Source organism: Xanthomonas dyei (assembly GCF_002939865.1).
Lineage (GTDB): Bacteria > Pseudomonadota > Gammaproteobacteria > Xanthomonadales > Xanthomonadaceae > Xanthomonas > Xanthomonas dyei.
On sequence record NZ_MDEE01000009.1, the window covers coordinates 91,746 to 112,656 of the forward strand.

Here is a 20,911-nt window from a genome sequence, read left to right on the forward strand (position 1 = left end):
ATCGCTGCACCGGCTATCGGCGCGATGGCGTTTGCCGGCGTCGCTGCTGCACACGCGCCTGATCGCAGGCATCGGCGACAACATGCCTTCGTGATCCGGCAACACGGCGACGTATGTAGTTGGCCGCTGCATGCGCGCACCAGCACCGCCGCGATCACCGCGCCCCGGCGTCGCCTACAACGAAAAGCCCAACAACACCGGGTCGTGATCGGAGCTGCGCCACGGGCCGGGAAGGTTGCGCTTGGCGTAGCCGGCGGCGTCCATCGCATCGGCATTGACGTGCCATTCCACTGCGCCGCGCAGTTGCTTGGCCATCGCCGGGCTGAGCAGCGCATGGTCCAGGCGCCCGCTCATGCCGTCGTAGACGTAACTGTAGGGCTGCTTCACCCCAGCCACCGCAAAGGCGTCCTGCCAGCCGCTGGCGCGCAGGCTGCGCATCGGCGTTTCCATTGCGTAGGCGTTGAAGTCGCCCAGCAACACGGCCAGCTTGGTCTGCGCGCCGGTCGGGTCGGTCTGCAGCCATTGGTGCAGGCGCTTGGCCGATTCGGTGCGCGTGGCATTCCAGCACGCTTGGCCGTCCTGCTGGTCGGCATCGGCGCCGCTGGCGTTGCCGCAGCCCTTGGACTTGAAGTGGTTGGCGACCACCACGAAGGTGGCGCCGCGGCTGCTGCGGAACGCCTGCGCCAGCGGCACACGGCTGTGGTTGTCGAACGGCCCGCCGGTTAGCGTGGCCGGCTTGCCCACCGGGGTAACCTGCGCGCTGCGATAGAGCATGCCGACCCGGATCGCGTCTTCGCCCGGGCCGCTGGCGGTATCGACAAACTGCCAGTCCTTGTCCTTGCCGGCGGCGTTGAGCGCGGCCACCAGCTGCGCGATGGCCGCATCGGCGCCGTTGCCGTCGTTTTCCAGCTCCATCAGCGCAGCCACGTCGGCCTGCAGCGGCACGATGGTGGCAACCAGCTTGGTCAGCTGGGCCTGGAATTGCTCGTGCGTGCGCGCGCCGCGCTTGGTCGGGAAACCGCCGCCGCGGCCATTGCCGTTGAAGAAGTTCTCCAGATTGAATGAGGCAATGCGCAGATCGCCGCCGACCTGCGGCGCCACCGCCGTCGGCATGGCCGGCAGCGTGAGCGGGTTCAGCACCTGGATGCGGTATTGGCCGTCGTAGCGCTGGTCGACGATGCCGTCGACCGACTTGAGCAGGCTGCCGCTGCGCAGCACCGCCTCGGGTTGCAGATACGACACCGTCTTGGGGCTGCGTCCATTGCGCGCATCGTCCAGCAGCACGCGGCGGCGCGCGTTCTCGGTTTCGACCTGGGCAAAGGCCGGGGTGCCGGCGGCGGCCACTTCGCTCGGCTGCCACAGCCGCCCGCCGAATGCGGCGACCAGCTCGCCGTAGGTGTCCAGACGGTCGCTGCCGTTGAGCGTCAGCGCGGCGATGCGCACGTGCTCGCCTTCCAGCGCTTCCCAGTTGGCCGGCGGCCCGCTGAGCATCCGCACCGGCACCGGCTGGCCGCTGGCGAGCCGTTCGATGCTGCTGGCATCCACCGACGTCAGACTCGCCTCGCCGCCTGCCGAGACCTCGCGCACTGTGCCGACGATGCGGACGCGATCGCCCACCGCCACCTCGACATTGCCGGCACCGGTGACGAACAGCCCATGCGAGCGCCGCGGCTCGAAGCCGGGCTGCTGCACGAACAGGCCGGCCAGCCCGGCACGCGTATCGGCGGTGACGATGCCTTCCACGTCGACCACGCGGCCGTCGTAGGGGCTGCGGGTGTCCTCGCCCTGTACATCGGCAATCGACAAACGCTGCGGCGCGCTACCTGCCGCGCTGCATAGCAGCGGCGCCAGCACACCGATCACACCGAGCACAAGCAGCGGGCAACGCGACATCGAAACACTCCAGAAAATGGATCAAACGCAAACGCCGCCCCAAAGGCGGCGCGTGATGGCAGGGGCGCAGAGGCAGGCTAACAAACCGCAGTGAAGTGCCGCCAGATCATCCGTCGGCAGATGATGCAGAACAGATGGTGCAAACCAATGGCCGCGGGTGAGCGCGGTTGTCGTGCGGCGCTGACTGGCCGACCGTGCAACGAAGCGCAATCGACCCGACAAGCCGCCTCAGCAGACTCCCCCACCGCAGTGGACACGGGCCGGCCTTCAGCCAGGCCCGATCCCGCAACGACTTGAAGCGGTTAGCAAAACGTAGCGAACAGTCGTCAGCTGGGCGTGGACGGCGTGGAGGAACCGGAGTGGACGCGTAGTCCATGCCGCACCCAGCACCGGCCGCGCTCGCCTGGCGATGAGCACGGTCGGTTTGTTAGCCGCTCTTATTTCAGATTGCCCAGCATCCAGTCGACAGTGGCGCGCACCTGTTCTTCGGTCAGCCCCGGGTTGCCACCCTTGGCCGGCATGATGCCGCCATCCGGGCCGGTGTAGCCCTCGATCGCGTGCTTGTACAAGGTGTCCTTGCCCTGGGCGATACGCGCGTCCCAATGCGAATGGTCCAGCGTCGGCGCCTTGCCCACGCCGGTGGTGTGGCAGGCGGTGCACAGGTTGTTGAAGATGGTCTTGCCGTCGGTGGTGCCACCGTAGGCGGACTGCGAGGATGCCTTGGCCAGCGCGGCCGCCTGGGCCGCAGCCTGTGCGGCTGCACCGGTGGTGCCGGCATACACCGCGCCAGCCGGTGCGATGCGCTGCTGTACGCGCTTGGCGGCAGTCGGCGAGACCTCATCGGGAATGGCACGTTGCAAATAGGCTGCCAGGGCGATCAAGCCCAGGGTGATCACCACCAGTAAACCGATCACCATCGAGAATTTTTTCAGGAACTCGAGGTCGTAATTCCGCACGCGCTCACCCCTGGCTGTTGGTCGAAGACCTCTGCTAGCGCCGGAGTATAGAGCACATTTCATGCCAGTCTGACCAGCGTGCATGACAGTTTTTGCCGCGATGTGCGCTGCGCCCTGACGGGCTGTCGCTCCCGTGCGCGGCCACGCTCGCGCCCGCCGACGAATTGCCGCAATGCCGCATGACACGTTGGTCTCTGCGAAGGGAATTGCGTATCATTCCCATCAACCCACGGTGACGCGCCTGCTGCCTCGCCCGGTCCCGTCTACGAGGAGTCGCCGCCATGAAGTCCTTCCTGCTGTCCTGCCTGGCTTTGGCCAGCATCAGTGTGTCCGCCCAGGCCCACGAAATCTGGATCGAACGCGATGGCAGCGGCCCGGTCCGCATCTTCTTCGGCGAGCCCGCGCAGGAGACCCTCGACCACGGCCAGGACGAGATCAAGCGCGTGGTCAAGCCGAGCGTGTTCGGCACCGCCGGCAAGGCTGGCGCCCTGACGCGCGGCAACGACGTCCTGACCGCGCCGCTGGCTGGCGCCGGCGATGCATGGCTGCGCGATGACAGCGTGTTCGAGCCGTGGAAGGGCGAAGCCGGCGGGTTCGAGACGGTGAGCTATTACGCTCGTGCCGGGCGCAGCACGCCGGCGGGCAAGCTCGATCTGGAGCTAGTGCCCACCGCCGCCAACGGCAGCACGCTGACCGTGCTCTATCGCAACAAGCCGCTGCCCAAGGCCGAGGTCACCGTGATCGACCCGCAGAAGTGGCAAAAGACCCTGACCTCCGACGACAACGGCCAGGTCACCCTGCCCGCGCTGCGCGCCGGTCGCCACATCCTGGTGGTCAACAACAAGGAGCCGGTGACGCGTGAGATCGCCGGCAAGCAGGTGTCGATGGTGCATCACATCAGCACACTCACCTTCGTCGCCGAATAAGCATCGCTCCCGCTCATCCACGTCTGCCGCCCGCCTGATGTCCAGCTCATCGCCCCTGTCGCTTCCGTGGTTCCGGCGCCCGTGGCTGGGCGTGCTTGCGCGCACGCTGGCGGCGATTTTCGGCGGCTACGCGCTGGCCAGCGCGACCAATCTCTTGCTTGCACTGGTCTTGCCGTTGCCGCGTAGCGAAGCGGTGCTGACCAGCATGCTGGTGGGCATCGTGGTGTGCGCGTGCGCGCCGCTGTGGGCATTCGCCACCGCCAGCGTCTGGCGTGCCTGGGCCGGCATTGCAGTGCCGGCAGCGCTGATGTTTGCGCTGGCGGGCTGGCTGCAACGGGGTATGGCATGAAGCAGGGATTCCGCCAGTCGATGGCTTGGTTGCATACCTGGACCGGGCTGCTGGTCGGCTGGGTGTTGCTGCTGATCTTCATGGGCGGCACGGCCAGTTATTACCGCGACGAAATCAGCCGCTGGATGCGCCCGGAGCTGCCCACCACCACGGTGAGCACAGAGATCGCACTGCGCAGCGCCGAACGCTATCTGCAAACGCATGCGGCCGATGCGTTGAGCTGGAACATCACCTTGCCGGAAACGCGCAACCCGGTGGTGAGCATGTACTGGCAAAACCCTGCGCCCGCCGACGGCAAACCGGCAGGCCGTGGGCAGCTGTACGGCAATGCCATCATCGACCCGACCACCGGCCAGGAGATCGCCGCGCGCGGCACGCTCGGCGGCGAGTTCTTCTACCGGCTGCATTTCGATCTGCATTATCTGCCGGTGCTGTGGGCGCGCTATATCGTGGGGTTCTGCGCGATGTTCATGCTGGTGGCGATCATCAGCGGCGTAATCACGCACAAGAAGATCTTCAAGGACTTCTTTACCTTCCGCCCGGGCAAAGGCCTGCGCTCGTGGCTGGATTTCCATAACGTCAGCGCGGTGACCGCGTTGCCGTACCACGCGATGATCACCTACACCGGCATCGTGACCTTGATGTTCATGTACCTGCCGTGGGGCATCAAGGCACGCTATGCCGACGACCAAATGCGCTTCTACGACGAGTCGGCCAACCGCGTGGCCGATACGCGCAAGGCGGCTGGTACGCCAGCGCGCATGCGGCCGCTGGCGCAGTTTGTGGAGCGTGCGCGCCGTGACCTGCGCGGGGCCGACATCGGCAACGTGGCGGTGTCGCTGCCCAACGATGCGCATGCCGCCGTTGGCGTGAGTCAGTTGGCAGCCAAGCTGTCCACCACTGCGCCGTCGATGCTGTACGACGCGGTCAGCGGCGAGCGCCTGCAACGCAGTCGCGTGCCCGGCGGCGCGAGCGAAACACGCGGCGTGATGGTCGGCCTGCATATCGCGCACTTCGCCGGCCCCTGGTTACGCGTGCTGTTTTTCAGTTCCGGACTGCTGGGCTGTTTGATGGTGGCCAGCGGCGTGGTGATGTGGGCGGTGAAAGAACGGCCCAAGCATCTGAAGGCCGGCCGTATCGGGTTTGGATTGCGCCTGGTCGATGCACTCAATATCGGCACGGTAGCCGGCTTGCCGATCGCCTTTGCCAGTTTCTTCTGGGCCAACCGACTGTTGCCGGTGACGCTGGAATCGCGCGCGGCGATGGAAGCGAACCTGTTCTTCGTCGCCTGGGGCACTGCGTTGCTGGCCGCCTTTGTGTGGCCGCGTCGCGCGATGTGGAGCTGGCAGCTGTACATAGGCGCCGCCTTGTTCGCGCTAGTGCCGCTAGTCAACGCAGTGACCACCGACGTGCATCTGGGCGTGACGCTGCCGGCCGGGCAATGGGCGCTGGCCGGTGTCGATCTGGTCTGCCTGGGCCTGGGCGTGTGCCTGGGTATCGCCGGCTGGCGCCTGCAACGGTGGAAGGCGCCGCAATCGGCAGCCGCGCGCCGCGCACGCACCAAGACTGCGACTGCGGTGCAAAACAACGTCCCCGTGCAGGAAGGCGCATGAGCGTGCTGCTGTTGCTGACGCTGAATTTTTCCGGATTCGCCGCGCTATGCCTGTCCATGGAAAAACATCAGCACGAGGTGCGCGGCCGCAACCTGGACGCGGCCCGCACGCGGCAGCTGCGCATCGTTGGTTGGGTGCTGTTGCTGTGCACGTTTGGCCTGGCGGTGCGTGCGCAGGGCTGGGGCATCGGGCCGGTGCTGTGGCTGGGGACATTGACCGCTGCAGCGGCACCGTTATCGCTGTGGCTGCTGCCGTATCGACGTGGAGCGATCCTGCCTGCCGCGCTCGTCGCACCAATGCTGGCCGGCATGGCACAGCTGCTGGCTGGTTGAAGTAGGGCGCGATGTGGTCGCGGTGGCAGTACGCTGATTCGTGATGGTTGCCGATGCCATTCGCGCACGCGTCATTGCTGGATCCGTGTGCAATACCAGGCAATCTGCAGGACATTGATGGGCCGCGTATTCGCAGCAGCGCAACCACAAGTACACCCGGTGAGCTCGATGCAGGGTCTGCACCTGCCGCGCATCTCGCCGCTACGCCGATGTAGGCGGGTCGCCCCAACTGCGGCCATCGCGCGGCAGGCGCCCATCGTCGAGCACGCGCAGCACCTCATCGGGCTGCAGCATGTCCAGGAACAGCACCACGTTGACGCCGTTGGGCGCCGCCATGCTGGGGAAGATCACGCCGGGAATCAGCGCCTCGCGCAGCATGTCGCCAAGCACCCAGCTGACCGGCTCGACCTTGTTGACCAGGGCCTTGCGCCAGTCGTCGGTCCAGTCGGCCCATAGCGCGTCCCAGCTTGCGTCGAGCAGGCGCAGGTCGGCCAGCGCAGGCAACGCGGCCGCATAACTGACCAGCGTAAACGGCGGCAGAAACGGCGCCGCCTGCGCATATTCGGCAGCGGCGGTGTCCAGTTCCATGGCCAGATACAGCGCCGGCTGACCGAAGCGGTTGAAGCGCCCGCCGGATCGCGCGGCGCCCGCACCACTCAGCGGTTCGGCGGCCCAGCGCGGAGTGAAGGCGCGATACAGCGTGCAGTGCGCCGGGGCGCTCAGCCTCAACCCGCGGCCCCGGCGGCGACCGTGCGCAGATACGTCAGCGCGTCGTCGGTGCGGCCCTGCTTGACCACTTCCAGCAGCGTGGCGAATTCGAACGCCGGGATCGGCGTGTTTTTGAGATGGAACACCACTTGGTGCTCGTCCGGCTGGATCTGCGCCATCGCCACCAACAGGCGCGACAGGTTGCGCAGCAGATCCTGCACGCGCGGACTCTCCGGGTGCACGCGCAGACTGTTGCGATGCACGCCGGCAAGCTCGGCCAGCTCCTGCTGCGACAACTCCAGCAGGCCCGCCATGGCCGACGGCGAGAGGATGGTGCGATCGGGCGCGCGCAGCCGCTCGGTCAGGGACAGCGGATTGAGGACGGCGACCATGATATGTGCTTCGATACGGAGTGCGCACAGTATATGCACAGTAATCCGCCTCCATCCAGCACAGCCGGACACATGGTCAGTGCATGCTCAGGCGGGCGCGGCTGCGCCCACGGCGCGCAGGCAGAAGCCGCAGATCGCCGCCACCAAGTGCTCGCCCTGCTGCGGGTCGCCCCGGCTGGGGGCAATCGGTCCGACCAGGGCTTCGGTAAAGGCGCCGACGATGCAGGCCGCGGCCGCATCCAGCGACTGCTCGGGGAACTCTCCGGCCGCCACGCCTTCGGCGAGCAACTGACGAAACACCTCGCCAAACAGGCGACGGCCACGGATACGTTCGGCATCCACCTCGCTCTCCACCGGCTCGGCGATGAAGGCGTACGCGAGCGCCGGGCCGGCCAGCGCACGCCGAACAAAGGTGGCGATGGCGCTGCGCAGGCGCTCGGCCGCGCTGGCATCGGTGGTGGCGATGGTGCGCAGGATGGCCATCTCGCGCTGCACCGCCGCGTCGAGAACTTCGACGAAAAGCTCGGCCTTGGAGGGAAAATGCCGATAAATCTGCCCGGTCGAGACCCCGGCGGCGGCTGCGACGGCGGTGATCGGGGCATTGCGATAGCCGCCTTCGGCGATCAGGGCGCGGGCCGCGTGCAGGATGCGTTCGCGATTGCCGGCCAGGCGTTCTTCCATCAGGGCGGAGCGTCGATAAGCCATGGTGTGATTCTGGGTTCAATAGTTGAATTTTAGTTCACTTTTTTGTCGCGGACCGCTAGGCTGCCCCACATACGCCGTGCGGCCCGCCCGCTCCCACCCGGCACGTCCCGATCCTTGTGGAGTCGCTCCATGCATGTGCCGTCCTTGAACTTCGAGCTTGGCGAAGAGATCGATCTGCTGCGCGAAAGCGTCGCGGCGTTCGCCAGCCACCATATCGCCCCGCTCGCCGCCGCGGCCGATCACGACAATGTGTTTCCGTCGCAGCTATGGCGCCTGTTCGGCGAACAGGGCCTGCTCGGGCTCACCGTGGAAGAAGCATACGGCGGCAGCGGCATGGGCTACTTGGCGCATGTGGTGGCGATGGAAGAAATCTCGCGCGCCGGCGGCGCCATCGGGCTGTCCTACGGCGCGCATTCCAACCTGTGCCTCAACCAGCTGCGCAAGAACGCCAGTGACGAACAGAAGCAGCGCTACCTGCCCAAGTTGTGCACTGGCGAACACGTGGGCGCGCTGGCGATGAGCGAGGCCGGCTCCGGCTCGGACGTGGTGTCGATGAAGCTGCGCGCCGACGCGCGCGGCGACCGCTTCGTGCTCAACGGCAGCAAGATGTGGATCACCAACGGCCCCGATGCCGACGTGCTGGTGGTGTACGCCAAGACCGACCCGGATGCCGGCGCACGCGGCATCACTGCGTTCATCGTCGAAAAGGGCATGCCCGGGTTTTCGACCGCGCAGAAACTCGACAAGTTGGGCATGCGTGGCTCCAACACTTGCGAATTGGTGTTCACCGACTGCGAGGTGCCCGCCGAAAACGTGCTGGGCACGCTCAACGGTGGCGTGCGCGTGCTGATGTCCGGGCTGGATTTCGAACGCGTGGTGCTGGCCGGTGGCCCGCTTGGACTGATGGCCGCCGCGATGGATGTGGTGTTTCCGTATGTGCATGAGCGCAAGCAGTTCGGCGAGCCGATCGGTACCTTCCAGTTGATGCAGGCCAAGCTGGCCGACATGTACGTCGGGCTCAATGCCTGCCGCGCGTACGTGTATGCGGTGGCGCGCGCCTGCGATGCGGGGCGCACCACGCGCCAGGATGCAGCCGGGGCGATCTTGTACGCTGCCGAAAAGGCGACCTGGCTCACCGGCCAGGCGATCCAGGTGCTGGGCGGCAACGGCTACATCAACGACTATCCCACCGGGCGCTTGTGGCGCGATGCGAAACTGTACGAGATCGGCGCGGGCACCTCGGAGATCCGCCGTATGTTGATCGGCCGCGAGCTGTTCGAACGCACCGCCTGACGGAGCCACCATGAGCGTGATCACCAGCCAGCTGCAGATCAGCAGCGACAGCTTTCAGGCCAATGCCGCTGCGATGCGCGTCGTCGTGGATGACTTACGCCGCACCTTGGCGCACACAGCGCTCGGCGGCAGCGAGGCCGCGCGGGCAAAGCACGTCGCACGCGGCAAGCTGCTGGTGCGCGCACGCATCGACGCGCTGCTCGACCCCGGCAGCGCCCTGCTGGAAATCGCGCCGTTGGCGGCGCATGGACTGTACGACGATCAGGTGCCGTGTGCGGGCGTGGTGGCCGGCATTGGCCGCGTGTCCGGCGTGGAATGCGTGATCGTGGCCAACGATGCCACCGTCAAGGGCGGAACGTATTACCCGATGACGGTAAAAAAGCATCTGCGCGCGCAGGAAATCGCGCAACAGAATCGCCTGCCGTGCATCTATCTGGTCGATTCCGGCGGCGCATTCTTGCCACTGCAGGATGAAGTGTTCCCCGATCGCGATCACTTCGGGCGCATCTTCTACAACCAGGCCAACCTGTCGGCGCAGGGCATCCCGCAGATCGCCTGCGTGATGGGGTCATGCACCGCCGGCGGTGCGTATGTGCCGGCCATGAGCGATGAAACAGTGATCGTGCGCGAACAGGGCACGATCTTTCTCGGTGGCCCGCCGTTGGTCAAGGCCGCCACCGGCGAAGAAGTCAGCGCCGAAGAGTTGGGCGGTGCTGATGTGCATACGCGCATCTCCGGAGTAGCCGATCATTTTGCCGACAACGATCTGCAGGCGCTAGCGCGCGTGCGCGCGATCATTGCGCAGCTCAACTGGCGCAAGCCGGCTGCATCGTTGGCGCTGCAGCCGCCGTTGCCGCCGCGGCATGCCGCCGACGAGTTGTATGGCGTGATCCCTGCCGATACGCGCAAGCCGTTCGATGTGCGCGAAGTGATCGCGCGCATCGTCGACGACTCGCAATTCGACGAATTCAAACCGCGCTATGGCAGCACCCTGGTCACCGGTTTTGCGCATCTGCACGGCTACCCGGTGGGCATCATCGCCAATAACGGCATCCTGTTTTCCGAGTCGGCGCTCAAGGGCGCGCATTTCATCGCGTTGTGCACGCAACGTGGCATTCCGCTGGTATTCCTGCAGAACATCACCGGCTTCATGGTGGGCCGCAAATACGAACATGGCGGCATCGCCAAAGACGGCGCAAAGCTGGTGATGGCGGTGGCCTGCGCCAAGGTGCCCAAGTTCACCGTGGTGATCGGCGGCTCGTTCGGTGCCGGCAATTACGGCATGTGCGGCCGCGCATATTCGCCCAATTTCCTGTGGATGTGGCCGAACGCGCGCATTGGCGTGATGGGTGGCGAGCAAGCCGCAAGCGTGTTGGCCACGGTGCGCCGCGACGGCATCGAAGCCAAGGGCGGAGCGTGGTCGGGCGACGACGAAGATGCCTTCAAGGCGCCGATCCGCGCGCAGTTCGAGCAGCAGGGCCATCCGTACTACGCCAGCGCACGGCTGTGGGACGACGGCATCATCGACCCGGCCGATACGCGCCGTGTGCTGGGCCTGGGTTTGTCGGCGGCGTTGAATGCGCCGATCGAGCCAACCCGTTTCGGCGTGTTTCGCATGTAAGCGGCAGCGCGTGCCGGCAGGCACTGCAGGTGTTGCCGGCTGCGCGCTGCGCTTGCTCCATCGCCAGACAGGTAGCGTGTTCGACCAGATATCAGCGTCACCCGTCCGTCTCCAACGCATGCATCGCACCTGCTGTCTTCGCACAACGACACATCCGCGCTTTTAATCGCACGACTTTAATCGCACGACCGCCGGCCACGCTGGCGATGTGCAGAGACCGACCCGATGACACAGCATGACTCCATCGCCACCGCACCGCAGCGGCCGTTCGACAAGATCCTGATCGCCAATCGCGGCGAGATCGCGTGCCGGATCATGGCGACCTGCAGCAAGCTCGGTATTGCCACGGTGGCGGTGTACTCGGATGCCGATCGCGATGCGCGGCATGTGCGTCTGGCCGACGAAGCGATCCATCTCGGCCCGGCACCGGCGCAACAGAGCTATCTGCGCGGCGATGCGATTATCGATGCTGCACGCGTCAGCGGCGCCCAGGCGATTCACCCCGGTTACGGATTTCTTTCTGAAAACGCCGCGTTTGCCGAGGCCTGCGCGCGGGCCGGCATAGTGTTCATCGGCCCGCCTGCGAGCGCGATTCGTGCGATGGGCGACAAGAGCGCGGCCAAGGCGTTGATGGAACGTGCGGGCGTGCCGTTGACGCCGGGCTATCACGGCGACGAACAAGCGCCTGCGTTTTTGCGTTCGCAAGCCGATGCCATCGGCTACCCGGTCTTGATCAAGGCCAGCGCCGGCGGTGGCGGCAAGGGCATGCGGCGGGTCGATACCAGCGTCGCGTTCGACGAGGCATTGGCCAGCTGCCAGCGTGAGGCGCAATCGGCGTTCGGCAATGCGCACGTGCTGGTGGAGAAATATGTCGAGCGTCCGCGGCATATCGAGATCCAGGTGTTCGGCGATACGCAGGGCGAGGTGGTGTATCTGTTCGAACGCGATTGCTCGGTGCAACGCCGGCACCAGAAGGTGCTGGAAGAAGCACCGGCACCCGGCATGACCGAAGATCGCCGCGCGGCGATGGGCAAGGCAGCGGTGGATGCGGCGCGCGCGGTGGGATACGTCGGCGCAGGCACGGTGGAATTCATCGCCGGGCCGGATGGCGATTTTTACTTCATGGAAATGAATACCCGGCTGCAGGTGGAGCACCCGGTGACCGAGTTGATCACCGGCACCGACCTGGTCGAATGGCAACTGCGCGTGGCCGCAGGCGGACCACTACCGCAACGCCAGGATGCGCTGCGTATCCACGGCCATGCACTGGAAGCGCGCCTGTATGCCGAAGATGCCGACCGCGGTTTTCTGCCGTCCACCGGTACCCTGCGCCAGCTGCAGTTGCCGGCTGCCAGCGCGCATGTGCGCATCGATGCAGGCGTGGAGCAAGGCGACACCATCAGCCCGTATTACGACCCGATGATCGCCAAACTCATCGTCTGGGATGTCGACCGCCCCGCCGCACTGGCGCGTATGCGCGAGGCGCTGGCACAGGTGCATGCAGTGGGCGTCACCACCAACAGCGCCTTCCTTGCGCGGCTGGTCGGCACCCACGCATTTGCGACGGCCGATCTGGATACCGCGCTGATCGAACGCGAACATGCAGCGCTGTTCGCCGATGCGGTGGTCCCGGACACCGCCTGGTGGTGTCTGGCGGCGGTGTTGATGACACACGCGTTGCCCAAGGCGACGCCGGACCCGGCCGACCCCTTTTCGCCGTGGCAGGACAGCGATGGCTGGCGCATCGGCGCGCATGCAGCGCACACCGTGCGATTGGAAGCCGCTGACGAGCATCGCGAACTGGGCGTGCGTCGCCTCGCCGATGCGTGGCAGGTCACGCACTCAGGTACCACACACACGCTGCGCTACCACGCACACGACAACGCACTGCGCGTGGAATTGGATGGTCGCCAGTGGCGTGCGCACGCATTGCGTGATGGCACCGCGCTGATCGTCAGTGATTCCACCCAACGCGCGATCTTCCATCACCACGACGCGTTGCTGGAGGCGGACCAGCCAGCGCACGACGCCGGCGGACTCACTGCACCGATGCCCGGCCGCATCGTGGCGTTGGTCGCGAGAGTGGGGCAACCGGTCACTCGCGGGCAGGCGTTGGTCGTGCTGGAGGCGATGAAGATGGAGCACACCTTGCACGCCCCCAGCGACGGCACGGTGCAGGCTTATCTGGTGGCCGAAGGCGATCTGGTCGCCGATGGCACCTTGCTGGTGGAATTCGTGTCCGCGAAAGCGTAGCCCCACCCGGCAGGGTGACCAACGGCACGTCCGCGCGCGTCGGTCCTGGTCTTAGCGTGGCAGTATCGGCTGGATTGGCCGCGATCCCCACCGGAGACTTTCATGCAACGCCTGCTTCTTGTTTCCAGCATGCTGCTGGCCTTGTCCGCCTGCAGCGACAAGACCGCACCGGCCGACAGCACTGCGGCGACCCCGACGCCGGCTGCCACGCCTGCACCAGCGGCGCCGCCGGAACTGATCACCCGCGACGCGCTGTTCGGCAATCCCGAGCGGGCAAACGTCAGCATCAGCCCGGATGGCAAGTACCTGAGCTGGGTGGCGCCGCTGAACGGCGTGCTCAACGTCTGGGTCGCGCCGGTGGATGCGCCGGATCAGGCACGCGCGATCACCAAGGACACCGCACGCGGCATCCGCAGCTATTTCTGGACCCATCACACCGACACATTGTTGTACCTGCGCGATAACGGCGGCGACGAGGATTTCCATCTGTTCTCGGTCAACCTGAGCGATGGCAGCAGCAAGGACCTCACCCCGTTCCAGAAAACCAATGCCGAGGTGTTCGGGATCAGCGCACACCACCCGGAATCGATCATGGTCGGCATGAACGACCGCGACGCCAAGTGGCACGACCTGTACCGGGTCGATCTGGCATCGGGGAAGCGCACCCTGGTGCAGAAGAATACCGACAATCTGGACACCTATCTGCTCGACGGCGATTACCAGCTGCGCTACGCCACCCGTGCCACCGACGATGCCGGCAGGGAGTTGCTGGTGGCCGATGGCAAGGCGTGGAAGAGCGTGGATCGCATTCCATTCGAGGATGTCACCAACACCTCGCCACAAGGACTGACCGACGACGGCAAGACGCTGTACATGCAGGATTCGCGCAACCGCGATACGTCCGCGTTGTACGCCATCGACACCGCCAGCAATGCACGTACGCTGCTGTTCGAGAACCCGAAGGTCGACGTCGGCAACACCTTGAGCGACCCCAAGACCGGCGTGGTACAGGCGGTGTCCACCGATTATCTGCGCGAAGAATGGAAGGCGCTGGATACCGGGATCGCTGGCGACCTGCAGAAGCTCAAATCGCTCGGGTCCGGCGATGCCGCGGTGGCCGCACGCACGCTCGATGATCGCACCTGGATCGTCGCCTACTCGGCCGCGGAAACGCCGACCACGTACTACCGCTACGACCGCTACGACCGTGGCGACGGCGGCAAGCTGAGCAAGCTGTTCTCTGCCCGCCCCGCGCTCGAGGGCAAGCCGCTGGTGCCGATGTGGCCGCAGGCACTGACCGCGCGCGATGGTCTCACCCTGGTCAGCTACCTCACTCTCCCCGCCGAAGCCGACGCCAACCACGACGGCAAGGCCGACAAACCGGTGCCGTTGGTGCTGTTCGTGCATGGCGGGCCTTGGGCGCGCGACAGCTATGGCTACGGTCCTTACGAACAATGGCTGGCCAATCGCGGCTACGCGGTGCTGTCGGTGAATTTCCGCGGCTCCACCGGCTTCGGCAAGGCCTTTACCAATGCCGGTAACGGCGAGTGGGCCGCCAAGATGCACGACGACCTGCTCGACGCGGTGCAGTGGGCGGTCAAGCAGGGCGTCACCAAGCCCGACCAGGTCGCCATCATGGGCGGCAGCTACGGCGGCTACGCCACGCTGGTGGGCATGACCTTCACGCCGGACGCATTCAAGTGCGGCGTGGACATCGTCGGGCCTGCCAACCTCAATACCCTGCTCGGCACCGTGCCACCGTACTGGGCCAGCTTCTACAAACAGCTGACCAAGCGCATGGGCGACCCCGCCACCGAAGCCGGCAAACAATGGCTGACCGAACGCTCACCGCTGACCCATGTCGACAAGATCAGCAAGCCGTTGCTGATCGGCCAGGGCGCCAACGACCCACGCGTCAAACAGGCCGAGAGCGACCAGATCGTCAACGCCATGAAGGCCAAGAATATCCCGGTGACCTACGTGCTGTTCCCCGACGAAGGCCACGGCTTCAGGCGCCCGGAAAACAGCAAGGCCTTCAACGCGGTGACCGAAGCGTTCCTGAGCCAATGCCTGGGCGGCCGCGCGCAACCGATCGGCGCCGACTTCGAAGGCTCCAGCATCACCGTCCCGGAAGGCGCCGACAAGGTCACCGGCCTGAGCGACGCGTTGAAGACGCATACGCAGGCGATTCGGAAGTAGGCCGGAACGTCACTCTTACGTCACGCTTTGCATCTGTGAGAGCGCTCGCCTGTACGGCGGGCGCCGATCGCAGCCTCCGGCAGAACCGGTGAATCATGGCCCGAATTGCGTGATCGTCGAATGGAACATCAACAGGCGATCCCGGCAGCACATGCATGTGAAAGACGACCAGCTCAAAGCCTTGCGCTCTCACCGCCCGCCATGTCGATGCCATGCAGATCAACCCTCCGTTTGATCGCGACTGGTCGACCAAACCACACCAGCGGGATCCAGCTCGGTGTGCTTCATCTGCTCGGTGCGCCAACCGAATCCACAGATGGCCAACGGGCCATCTTGCAGGCCATCCAAGCCAAGCGCCTGTTCGATGTCCACTTCGTTGATTGCCGAGGTGACAAATGCGCCAAGTCCCAGATCGGTCGCGCTTAAATAGAGTGTTTGTGCGATGTGGCCGACATCCAGAATCATTGCGCGATACGCCTTGGCGTGATTTCGATATTTCCAGAAGCTACGTAGAAAACGCGGCGCAAGAATTAGCAGGACCGGCGCATCGGCGAACCAGTGCTGCCCAGACAGCGCTTGGCGTGCGATATCTGCCAGTGGCTGCGAAGGCAACGGCAGTGGCTGCAATGCATGCTCCATCGGACGGTAGTGATAGAGGCCACTCGCAACGCCCTCGACACGCTGTACCAGCAAATAGGTTTCGGTGGGATGCAGACTCCCTCCCGAAGGCACCGGCTTCTTCAAGAATGCGGTGCCGTGCCCAACCTCGACTCGTCCACTCGCCATGACGCTACGTTCAAGCATCTGCGCCAATAAAGCACGCGACAGTGAGCGATCGACATCGAAATTACGGCACGTGACGCGGCGGGACAGCAGGTCATCAAACACACCGGGAACCGCGCGCGGCAGCATAATGCGCGCTTGCATGCCTCCCTCACCGCGATCGATCACCTCCGCCGGCGGCGCTCCCAGCCGCTCGGCCATGCCTTCTGCTGTCGTCAGGCCCTGCGCCTCCATCGTTGCGACGCTGTCTTCGCCGTTCCAGCGTGCGAACCGGTGCCACAGCGCAGCCAAAGGCCACCATCGCTGTTGCTTGACCTGCTCGTCATTCTCGCGATGCAACGCGTGCTCTGGCTGATCGCTGATGACAAGGCCCTGCTCGATCAGACGATCGAGCAGGGCTGGTGGCGGCTGCGCCTGATCGATGGATTGCCAATGTGTTGGACTCAGCTCGCTCAGCCACTCGCGCTCAGCGCTCGCCACACCCACTTCTGCATCAAGATGAGGTGCAAGTGCCAACCATCGTGTACGTCGGTTCAAGCCGTCGCCGCCGACAAGCAATTTCGCTAGATCAAACACTGCATCGTCGCGAAGTTCAAAGAACAGCGTGCTACACCGACGGATCTGCATGGAACATCTCAAGGACGGATGAGTACGGTCGATATTGTGTCAGTTCACCTGTCACATCACATTCCCTCACTTCGCAGACAAGACAGACCATGACCGTTTCAGCCGACAACGCCCACCCCTCGTTTGATGCATCGACTGCCGACAGACTTCTGGAGCTATTGTCTACCGATGACGATTTCCGCGATTGTTTTCAGTGCAATCCGGCACAGGCGCTCGCCCAGATTGGTGCAGCTGGAGCAAGTGCCGACAACGCCGTGCCCGCTGCTGGAGACGCTTATTACTGCATGACCACCAATCAGCTTGCTTCGAAGGAAGACATTGCATTGGCGCGCACAGAGTTACAGAGCTATCTGACCGAGAAAACCAATCACACCGTGGTTTTCGCCTTAGACTCTGACAGTATCCGCTCTACCCTGCTACGCAGATAAGCGGGCAGGCGCGAAAGAGGCCACGCGCGAACAAACGTTTGCGCGTGCTCGCGCGCCTCCTTGCTGCGCCCCAATGCGTATAACGATTCGGCCACCCAAAGCTGGGCAAGACGTGTATCTGCGACGTTTAGCGGCTGCAGTGTCTGAGATGCATTTGCCTCGATATAGGCGCGCCCTCTATGAAGAGATAGCCAGCGTGCTTGCTCGATCGCTTCGGCATGCCGCCCAGCACCGCTCAGCAGGTGGTACAGCGCGACCCGCTTTTGAAACAGGTCGCCGTTGTTGGGTGATAGGCGCGCCACCGCCGCCGCGCGATCCCCCGACAACGCTAGGTGCTGGGCTTCGACAATGGCTCGCAGATCCGCGAGCACAGGCGTTTCGTGCTTGAGCGCTGGCGCAATTGCCTTCAGTGCCCGCACAGTCAGGCTGTCGTCTCCATTGCGCTGCGCCTGGCTGGCGATGATCAAGATCATCGCAGCACTATCTTGCAGGTTTGCAACCGCCGCGCCGTCGGGCGCAAGCGCTGAAATCAACCGGTCCAACACTGGCTGCAACATCGCTGCCGTCGATCTGGAAGGATCGCTCAACGCTTGCGTCGTTGCTGCAATGACGGCGAACTGACGAAGGTTGAAGTCATCGCCCTGCTTGCTGCGCTCAAGACCCTGGGCGATCGCAGCATGCATGGCAGTCCAATCGGCGCGATCGATCGCGATACTGGTACGGTCGATCAACGGCACGACATCGTCGTTGGTGTAGCCATTTGGCACGATCCTGTCGAGCGCCTGCTGCGCTTCGGCATAACGGTTCAACACCGCGAGCGCATTCGCTTGCCGTCGTAACGGACCCGCACGATCGGCATCGCCGGACCTTGCAAAAAACTGCAAGGCGGCCTGGGGATTTTCTTGCGCAAGCATAATGCGCCCTACCCGATCGGTAGCAATCGAGCGTAGTGGGTCCTGTGCGACATCGGCTGCCTGTGCATAGGGCAAGGCATCGGCAAAACGATTGGCCACGAATAGATGCCAGGATGCATTGGCAGTTCCGGCGAAGTTATCCGGATACAGCGAGGCCAAGGTTCTCCAGAGCGGTAGCGCCTTGTCGGGCGCAAGCAATTCGGCGGACCAAGCGTCCAGATAAAGCTGGTCGCGCTCTGGTAGACGCTGGCGGAATTGAACGGCTTTCTCAAGATAGGGAAGCGCACCGCTGCGGTCGGAGATCGCCACCTTGATCCGCGCCGCCCCCAGATAGGCGAGCGCAAATTCCGGATCGATGCGCACAGCGCGTTCGAACAACTCCAGACCTTCTCGCCATTGGCCTTTCACAGTGGCATCCACGCCCAGGGCGTAGGCACGCAGCGCATCCAGGCTCGCTGTGGTAACGGAGGGAAGTGGCGCCGAATGCTTGTCGATCGAGGCCACCACCTCGCCTAATCCACGACGCAAATTGCGAGTGATCTGATCCACCGAAGACAGCGCGGACGGCAAACCATCGCCCTGGACGAATTCCGAATAGACCGTCGTCTGAGTCCGCGGATCCACCAACTCGACGCTGAAACGCAGCTTGCCACCGATTTCTGCCACGGTCGGGAGCAACACGACAGAAGCACCGTCGCGCAGGGCAACCTCCGAGGCGATTGCACGATCGACAACGATCCGATCGGGATTCCGTTTCATACGCTTGACGGTGTCACGCACTTTCATGTCGCTCAGCACATTCACGTACCGCGACTGCTCCAGGCTGATGCGCAGCGCTTGCCCCAGAGAATTATCGAGCAGCGTATTGCCGGTGAGATTTCGCAGATCTCCCATGACGACCCAGCCGCGTTCCGCGAACGCGATCGCTGGTTCGGAACGGGTGAAGAACCATAACGAAAGACAGGCAACGGCAATCAGCAGCGACTCCGCCAGTAACGCCGCCGGCCGACGCCACAACGGCACATCGCGCCACGCCTTGGCCGAGTTTTTCGGGGTGCGCAGCGGGGTCAGGCCGACTTCGCCGACTTCGTAGATTTCCATCGGCGTGGGCACGCCTTTGAAGCGCCAGCGGCCGTGGGATTTCCACAGGATGCGCTCGACCCGGTCGCCCAGTTCGCGTGCGGCGCGGTGGGTCAACGATTCGGCCACGGCCGAGATCAGGATCTGCCCGGGCCGTGCCATCGACATGAGGCGTGCGGCCGTCGGTTTGGCCAGGCCTTCGACTTCCAGCGGTTTGGCGCCGATGCTCACCGCCTCGTCGCTGTTGCGCCAGGTCAGCACTTCGCCGACGTGCAGGCCTTGGCGCGCACACAGGGTGAGCGCATGGGCATCGCTCATCGTCTTGAGCCCGCGCGCGTAATCCAGTGCAAACCCCAACCCGTCGATCGGGCGGTCGAACAACAGCAGCAAACCGTCGGAGCGGTCGATCAGGCGGCCGCGCCACTGCTGCTGCAGCTTGACCACCAAGCGGTCGTGTTCGCGAAACAGCGCGGCGGCGGCGTTGTCGCCGATGCGTTCGACCAGTGCGGTCGAATCGCACAGGTCGGTGAGCAACAGGGTCCGCAGACGGGGCGCCTGCATCGCTTCCGACGACGCGTCCTTGCGTGCGTGGGTGCGGGCGCTCATGCCTCAGCGATGCTCCGGTGCAGGCGGGGCGGCAGAGGGCGGCGGGGCGAGCGCTTCATGCATCGCTAACACATTGCCGCCCTGGCGCTTGGCTTCGTACAGCGCGCTGTCGGCGAGCGTGTACCAATCGTTCCACGCGGCATCGGCATCGATCATGCACAGACCAACACTGACCGAGCAGCCCTGCTCGCTCTGGCCGTTGCACAGGCGGGCCTCCACCGCGCGCACGATGCACTCGCCGATGTGGTGCACCAGTTCCGGGGTGCCTTGTGCGACCAGCACGCAGAATTCGTCACCGCCGAGACGGCAGGCAAGGTCACCTTCGGCGATGACCGAACGCAACGCATGCGCCACGTTCTGCAACACGCGGTCGCCGGCAAGATGACCGAACTCGTCGTTGATGCGCTTGAAGCGGTCGCAGTCGATCAGGATCAGGCCAACGCCCGGCACGTTGCCGGCACGTCGGCATTCCTGCAGGTACAGCGTCAGACCGCGCCGGTTGTGCAACCCGGTCAGCTCGTCGGTACGGCTGAGTTCTTCGGTGTGGTTGAGTTGATGCGAGGTGACGTAGAGATTGTCCAGCGCCGCTTCCAGATCGTGGTTGCGACGGCGCAGCTGGCGGATCAGCAACTGCTCGTTGTTGACTACGCGCACGATGGAGCGGCGCAGGAAATGCGCCACCATCGACGGGTCGTGGTCGACCAGGCGCTGAAAATCGTCGTGCGCCAGTTCGATCAGGCGGCTGTCCATGGATGCGCTGGCACCGGCACTGCGCGCGTGATCGCCGATCAGCAGGCCCAGCTCGCCAAAAAATTCGCCCGGACCCAGATGCTTGAGCATCAGATCCTCGCCGAAATCCAGGTCGATCTGGCCGCTGACCACGATGAACATCTGCGTGCCGATCGCACCGCGCTCGAACAGCGCCTGGCCTGCGGCAAGCGCACGGGTACGGCCGAAACGGGCGAAAAACGCCAGCTCGTCAGCGGTCATCAAAGCATGCAGCCCGTCCGAGAGCGTCTTGGCGACGCTTCCCGTCGGCTCGACTGCGCCTGCGGTGTTGTGGCAAGTCATCCTGTTTCCTTAGGCCGGCCTGCAACGTTAGCCTAGTGATAAATCCTACAGGACCCCCTTGTTCCGCACCAGGTCACACTGCTTCTCACGGGCAAAGAGACAAAATGTCGGGTAGTGCCGCAAAAAAAAGGGCCCGGTGTCCCGAGCCCTCTCCCCCTCCCG

The 20,911-nt window shown here is 64.6% G+C and carries 17 protein-coding genes and 1 other RNA gene; 9 read left to right on the forward strand and 9 right to left on the reverse strand.

Annotated elements, in window-relative coordinates; all coding sequences use genetic code 11:
- Nucleotides 1-174: 174 nt before the first annotated feature.
- The 3 genes from XdyCFBP7245_RS08645 to XdyCFBP7245_RS08655 form a co-directional block, all read right to left on the reverse strand.
- Nucleotides 175-1,893: an ExeM/NucH family extracellular endonuclease gene (locus tag XdyCFBP7245_RS08645; protein ID WP_104615287.1), complete on the reverse strand. Its 1,719-nt coding sequence runs from the start codon at nt 1,891-1,893 to the stop codon at nt 175-177.
- A gap of 300 nt (nt 1,894-2,193) precedes the next feature.
- A non-coding RNA gene (locus tag XdyCFBP7245_RS08650) (sX9 sRNA) lies at nt 2,194-2,269 on the reverse strand.
- Between the two features lie 61 nt (nt 2,270-2,330).
- Entirely contained in the window at nt 2,331-2,849 is a 519-nt protein-coding gene (locus XdyCFBP7245_RS08655) for a c-type cytochrome (protein WP_104615288.1), read from the reverse strand.
- Between the two features lie 281 nt (nt 2,850-3,130).
- Here XdyCFBP7245_RS08655 and XdyCFBP7245_RS08660 point away from each other — a divergent pair, with 281 nt between their 5' ends.
- The 4 genes from XdyCFBP7245_RS08660 to XdyCFBP7245_RS08675 are packed head-to-tail and all read left to right on the forward strand — an operon-like array spanning nt 3,131 to nt 6,069.
- Complete coding sequence (locus XdyCFBP7245_RS08660) at nt 3,131-3,775, forward strand: DUF4198 domain-containing protein (protein ID WP_104615289.1); 645 nt, start codon at nt 3,131-3,133, stop codon at nt 3,773-3,775.
- A 37-nt stretch (nt 3,776-3,812) separates the two neighbouring features.
- The gene (locus tag XdyCFBP7245_RS08665; RefSeq protein WP_104615290.1) at nt 3,813-4,124 is read left to right on the forward strand and encodes a DUF3649 domain-containing protein; all 312 of its coding nucleotides are present in this window, start codon (nt 3,813-3,815) and stop codon (nt 4,122-4,124) included.
- Entirely contained in the window at nt 4,121-5,737 is a 1,617-nt protein-coding gene (locus XdyCFBP7245_RS08670) for a PepSY-associated TM helix domain-containing protein (RefSeq protein WP_104615291.1), read from the forward strand. The genes XdyCFBP7245_RS08665 and XdyCFBP7245_RS08670 overlap by 4 nt, the downstream gene beginning before the upstream one ends.
- A complete protein-coding gene (locus XdyCFBP7245_RS08675) occupies nt 5,734-6,069 on the forward strand; it encodes a DUF3325 domain-containing protein (protein WP_104615292.1) in 336 nt (111 codons plus the stop codon). Before XdyCFBP7245_RS08670 ends, XdyCFBP7245_RS08675 begins: the two co-directional genes overlap by 4 nt.
- A 201-nt stretch (nt 6,070-6,270) precedes the next feature.
- On the opposite strand, the gene XdyCFBP7245_RS08680 is transcribed toward XdyCFBP7245_RS08675, so the two are convergent.
- The 3 genes from XdyCFBP7245_RS08680 to XdyCFBP7245_RS08690 all read right to left on the reverse strand — a co-directional run bounded on the left by XdyCFBP7245_RS08680 (nt 6,271) and on the right by XdyCFBP7245_RS08690 (nt 7,874).
- Entirely contained in the window at nt 6,271-6,798 is a 528-nt protein-coding gene (locus XdyCFBP7245_RS08680) for an RES family NAD+ phosphorylase (protein WP_104615293.1), read from the reverse strand.
- Nucleotides 6,795-7,169, reverse strand: a complete 375-nt coding sequence (locus XdyCFBP7245_RS08685; RefSeq protein WP_039424385.1) for a hypothetical protein — start codon at nt 7,167-7,169, stop codon at nt 6,795-6,797. Before XdyCFBP7245_RS08685 ends, XdyCFBP7245_RS08680 begins: the two co-directional genes overlap by 4 nt.
- Nucleotides 7,170-7,256: 87 nt before the next feature.
- Nucleotides 7,257-7,874: a TetR/AcrR family transcriptional regulator gene (locus XdyCFBP7245_RS08690; RefSeq protein ID WP_104615294.1), complete on the reverse strand. Its 618-nt coding sequence runs from the start codon at nt 7,872-7,874 to the stop codon at nt 7,257-7,259.
- A gap of 129 nt (nt 7,875-8,003) precedes the next feature.
- On the opposite strand from XdyCFBP7245_RS08690, the gene XdyCFBP7245_RS08695 reads away from it, so the two are divergent.
- The 4 genes from XdyCFBP7245_RS08695 (at nt 8,004) to XdyCFBP7245_RS08710 (ending at nt 15,240) form a co-directional block, all read left to right on the forward strand.
- Nucleotides 8,004-9,167, forward strand: a complete 1,164-nt coding sequence (locus tag XdyCFBP7245_RS08695; RefSeq protein WP_104615295.1) for an isovaleryl-CoA dehydrogenase — start codon at nt 8,004-8,006, stop codon at nt 9,165-9,167.
- 10 nt (nt 9,168-9,177) lie between these two features.
- Nucleotides 9,178-10,788 carry a carboxyl transferase domain-containing protein gene (locus tag XdyCFBP7245_RS08700; RefSeq protein WP_104615296.1) on the forward strand — a complete coding sequence of 537 codons (1,611 nt, stop codon included), beginning with the start codon at nt 9,178-9,180 and terminating at the stop codon, nt 10,786-10,788.
- Between the two features lie 225 nt (nt 10,789-11,013).
- Nucleotides 11,014-13,041 (forward strand): acetyl/propionyl/methylcrotonyl-CoA carboxylase subunit alpha, encoded by a 2,028-nt coding sequence (locus XdyCFBP7245_RS08705; protein WP_104615297.1) that lies wholly within the window; start codon nt 11,014-11,016, stop codon nt 13,039-13,041.
- A 102-nt stretch (nt 13,042-13,143) separates the two neighbouring features.
- Entirely contained in the window at nt 13,144-15,240 is a 2,097-nt protein-coding gene (locus tag XdyCFBP7245_RS08710; RefSeq protein WP_104615298.1) for a S9 family peptidase, read from the forward strand.
- A gap of 219 nt (nt 15,241-15,459) precedes the next feature.
- Here XdyCFBP7245_RS08710 and XdyCFBP7245_RS08715 read toward each other — a convergent pair whose 3' ends face one another.
- Entirely contained in the window at nt 15,460-16,650 is a 1,191-nt protein-coding gene (locus XdyCFBP7245_RS08715; protein ID WP_104615299.1) for a putative peptide maturation dehydrogenase, read from the reverse strand.
- Between the two features lie 89 nt (nt 16,651-16,739).
- On the opposite strand from XdyCFBP7245_RS08715, the gene XdyCFBP7245_RS08720 reads away from it, so the two are divergent.
- A complete protein-coding gene (locus tag XdyCFBP7245_RS08720) occupies nt 16,740-17,078 on the forward strand; it encodes an NHLP-related RiPP peptide (protein WP_104615300.1) in 339 nt (112 codons plus the stop codon).
- Here XdyCFBP7245_RS08720 and XdyCFBP7245_RS08725 read toward each other — a convergent pair.
- Together XdyCFBP7245_RS08725 and XdyCFBP7245_RS08730 are read right to left on the reverse strand one after the other, a co-directional pair.
- Nucleotides 17,018-19,678, reverse strand: coding sequence for a putative peptide modification system cyclase (locus XdyCFBP7245_RS08725; RefSeq protein WP_104615301.1), 2,661 nt, complete (start codon nt 19,676-19,678; stop codon nt 17,018-17,020). The two genes, XdyCFBP7245_RS08720 and XdyCFBP7245_RS08725, sit on opposite strands and share 61 nt — an antisense overlap.
- Nucleotides 19,679-19,681: 3 nt before the next feature.
- Entirely contained in the window at nt 19,682-20,749 is a 1,068-nt protein-coding gene (locus XdyCFBP7245_RS08730; RefSeq protein WP_104615302.1) for a GGDEF domain-containing protein, read from the reverse strand.
- Between the last annotated feature and the right edge of the window lie 162 nt (nt 20,750-20,911).

What these genes read in the sequence shown, in the direction of transcription:
- XdyCFBP7245_RS08700 (WP_104615296.1), top strand. Translation starts at nt 9,178, where the DNA reads ATGAGCGTGATCACCAGCCAGCTGCAGATCAGCAGCGACAGCTTTCAG.
- XdyCFBP7245_RS08720 (WP_104615300.1), top strand. Translation starts at nt 16,740, where the DNA reads ATGACCGTTTCAGCCGACAACGCCCACCCCTCGTTTGATGCATCGACT.
- XdyCFBP7245_RS08645 (WP_104615287.1), bottom strand. Translation starts at nt 1,893, where the DNA reads ATGTCGCGTTGCCCGCTGCTTGTGCTCGGTGTGATCGGTGTGCTGGCG.
- XdyCFBP7245_RS08660 (WP_104615289.1), top strand. Translation starts at nt 3,131, where the DNA reads ATGAAGTCCTTCCTGCTGTCCTGCCTGGCTTTGGCCAGCATCAGTGTG.
- XdyCFBP7245_RS08710 (WP_104615298.1), top strand. Translation starts at nt 13,144, where the DNA reads ATGCAACGCCTGCTTCTTGTTTCCAGCATGCTGCTGGCCTTGTCCGCC.
- XdyCFBP7245_RS08665 (WP_104615290.1), top strand. Translation starts at nt 3,813, where the DNA reads ATGTCCAGCTCATCGCCCCTGTCGCTTCCGTGGTTCCGGCGCCCGTGG.
- XdyCFBP7245_RS08670 (WP_104615291.1), top strand. Translation starts at nt 4,121, where the DNA reads ATGAAGCAGGGATTCCGCCAGTCGATGGCTTGGTTGCATACCTGGACC.
- XdyCFBP7245_RS08690 (WP_104615294.1), bottom strand. Translation starts at nt 7,874, where the DNA reads ATGGCTTATCGACGCTCCGCCCTGATGGAAGAACGCCTGGCCGGCAAT.
- XdyCFBP7245_RS08685 (WP_039424385.1), bottom strand. Translation starts at nt 7,169, where the DNA reads ATGGTCGCCGTCCTCAATCCGCTGTCCCTGACCGAGCGGCTGCGCGCG.
- XdyCFBP7245_RS08715 (WP_104615299.1), bottom strand. Translation starts at nt 16,650, where the DNA reads ATGCAGATCCGTCGGTGTAGCACGCTGTTCTTTGAACTTCGCGACGAT.
- XdyCFBP7245_RS08705 (WP_104615297.1), top strand. Translation starts at nt 11,014, where the DNA reads ATGACACAGCATGACTCCATCGCCACCGCACCGCAGCGGCCGTTCGAC.
- XdyCFBP7245_RS08730 (WP_104615302.1), bottom strand. Translation starts at nt 20,749, where the DNA reads ATGACTTGCCACAACACCGCAGGCGCAGTCGAGCCGACGGGAAGCGTC.
- XdyCFBP7245_RS08675 (WP_104615292.1), top strand. Translation starts at nt 5,734, where the DNA reads ATGAGCGTGCTGCTGTTGCTGACGCTGAATTTTTCCGGATTCGCCGCG.
- XdyCFBP7245_RS08695 (WP_104615295.1), top strand. Translation starts at nt 8,004, where the DNA reads ATGCATGTGCCGTCCTTGAACTTCGAGCTTGGCGAAGAGATCGATCTG.
- XdyCFBP7245_RS08725 (WP_104615301.1), bottom strand. Translation starts at nt 19,678, where the DNA reads ATGAGCGCCCGCACCCACGCACGCAAGGACGCGTCGTCGGAAGCGATG.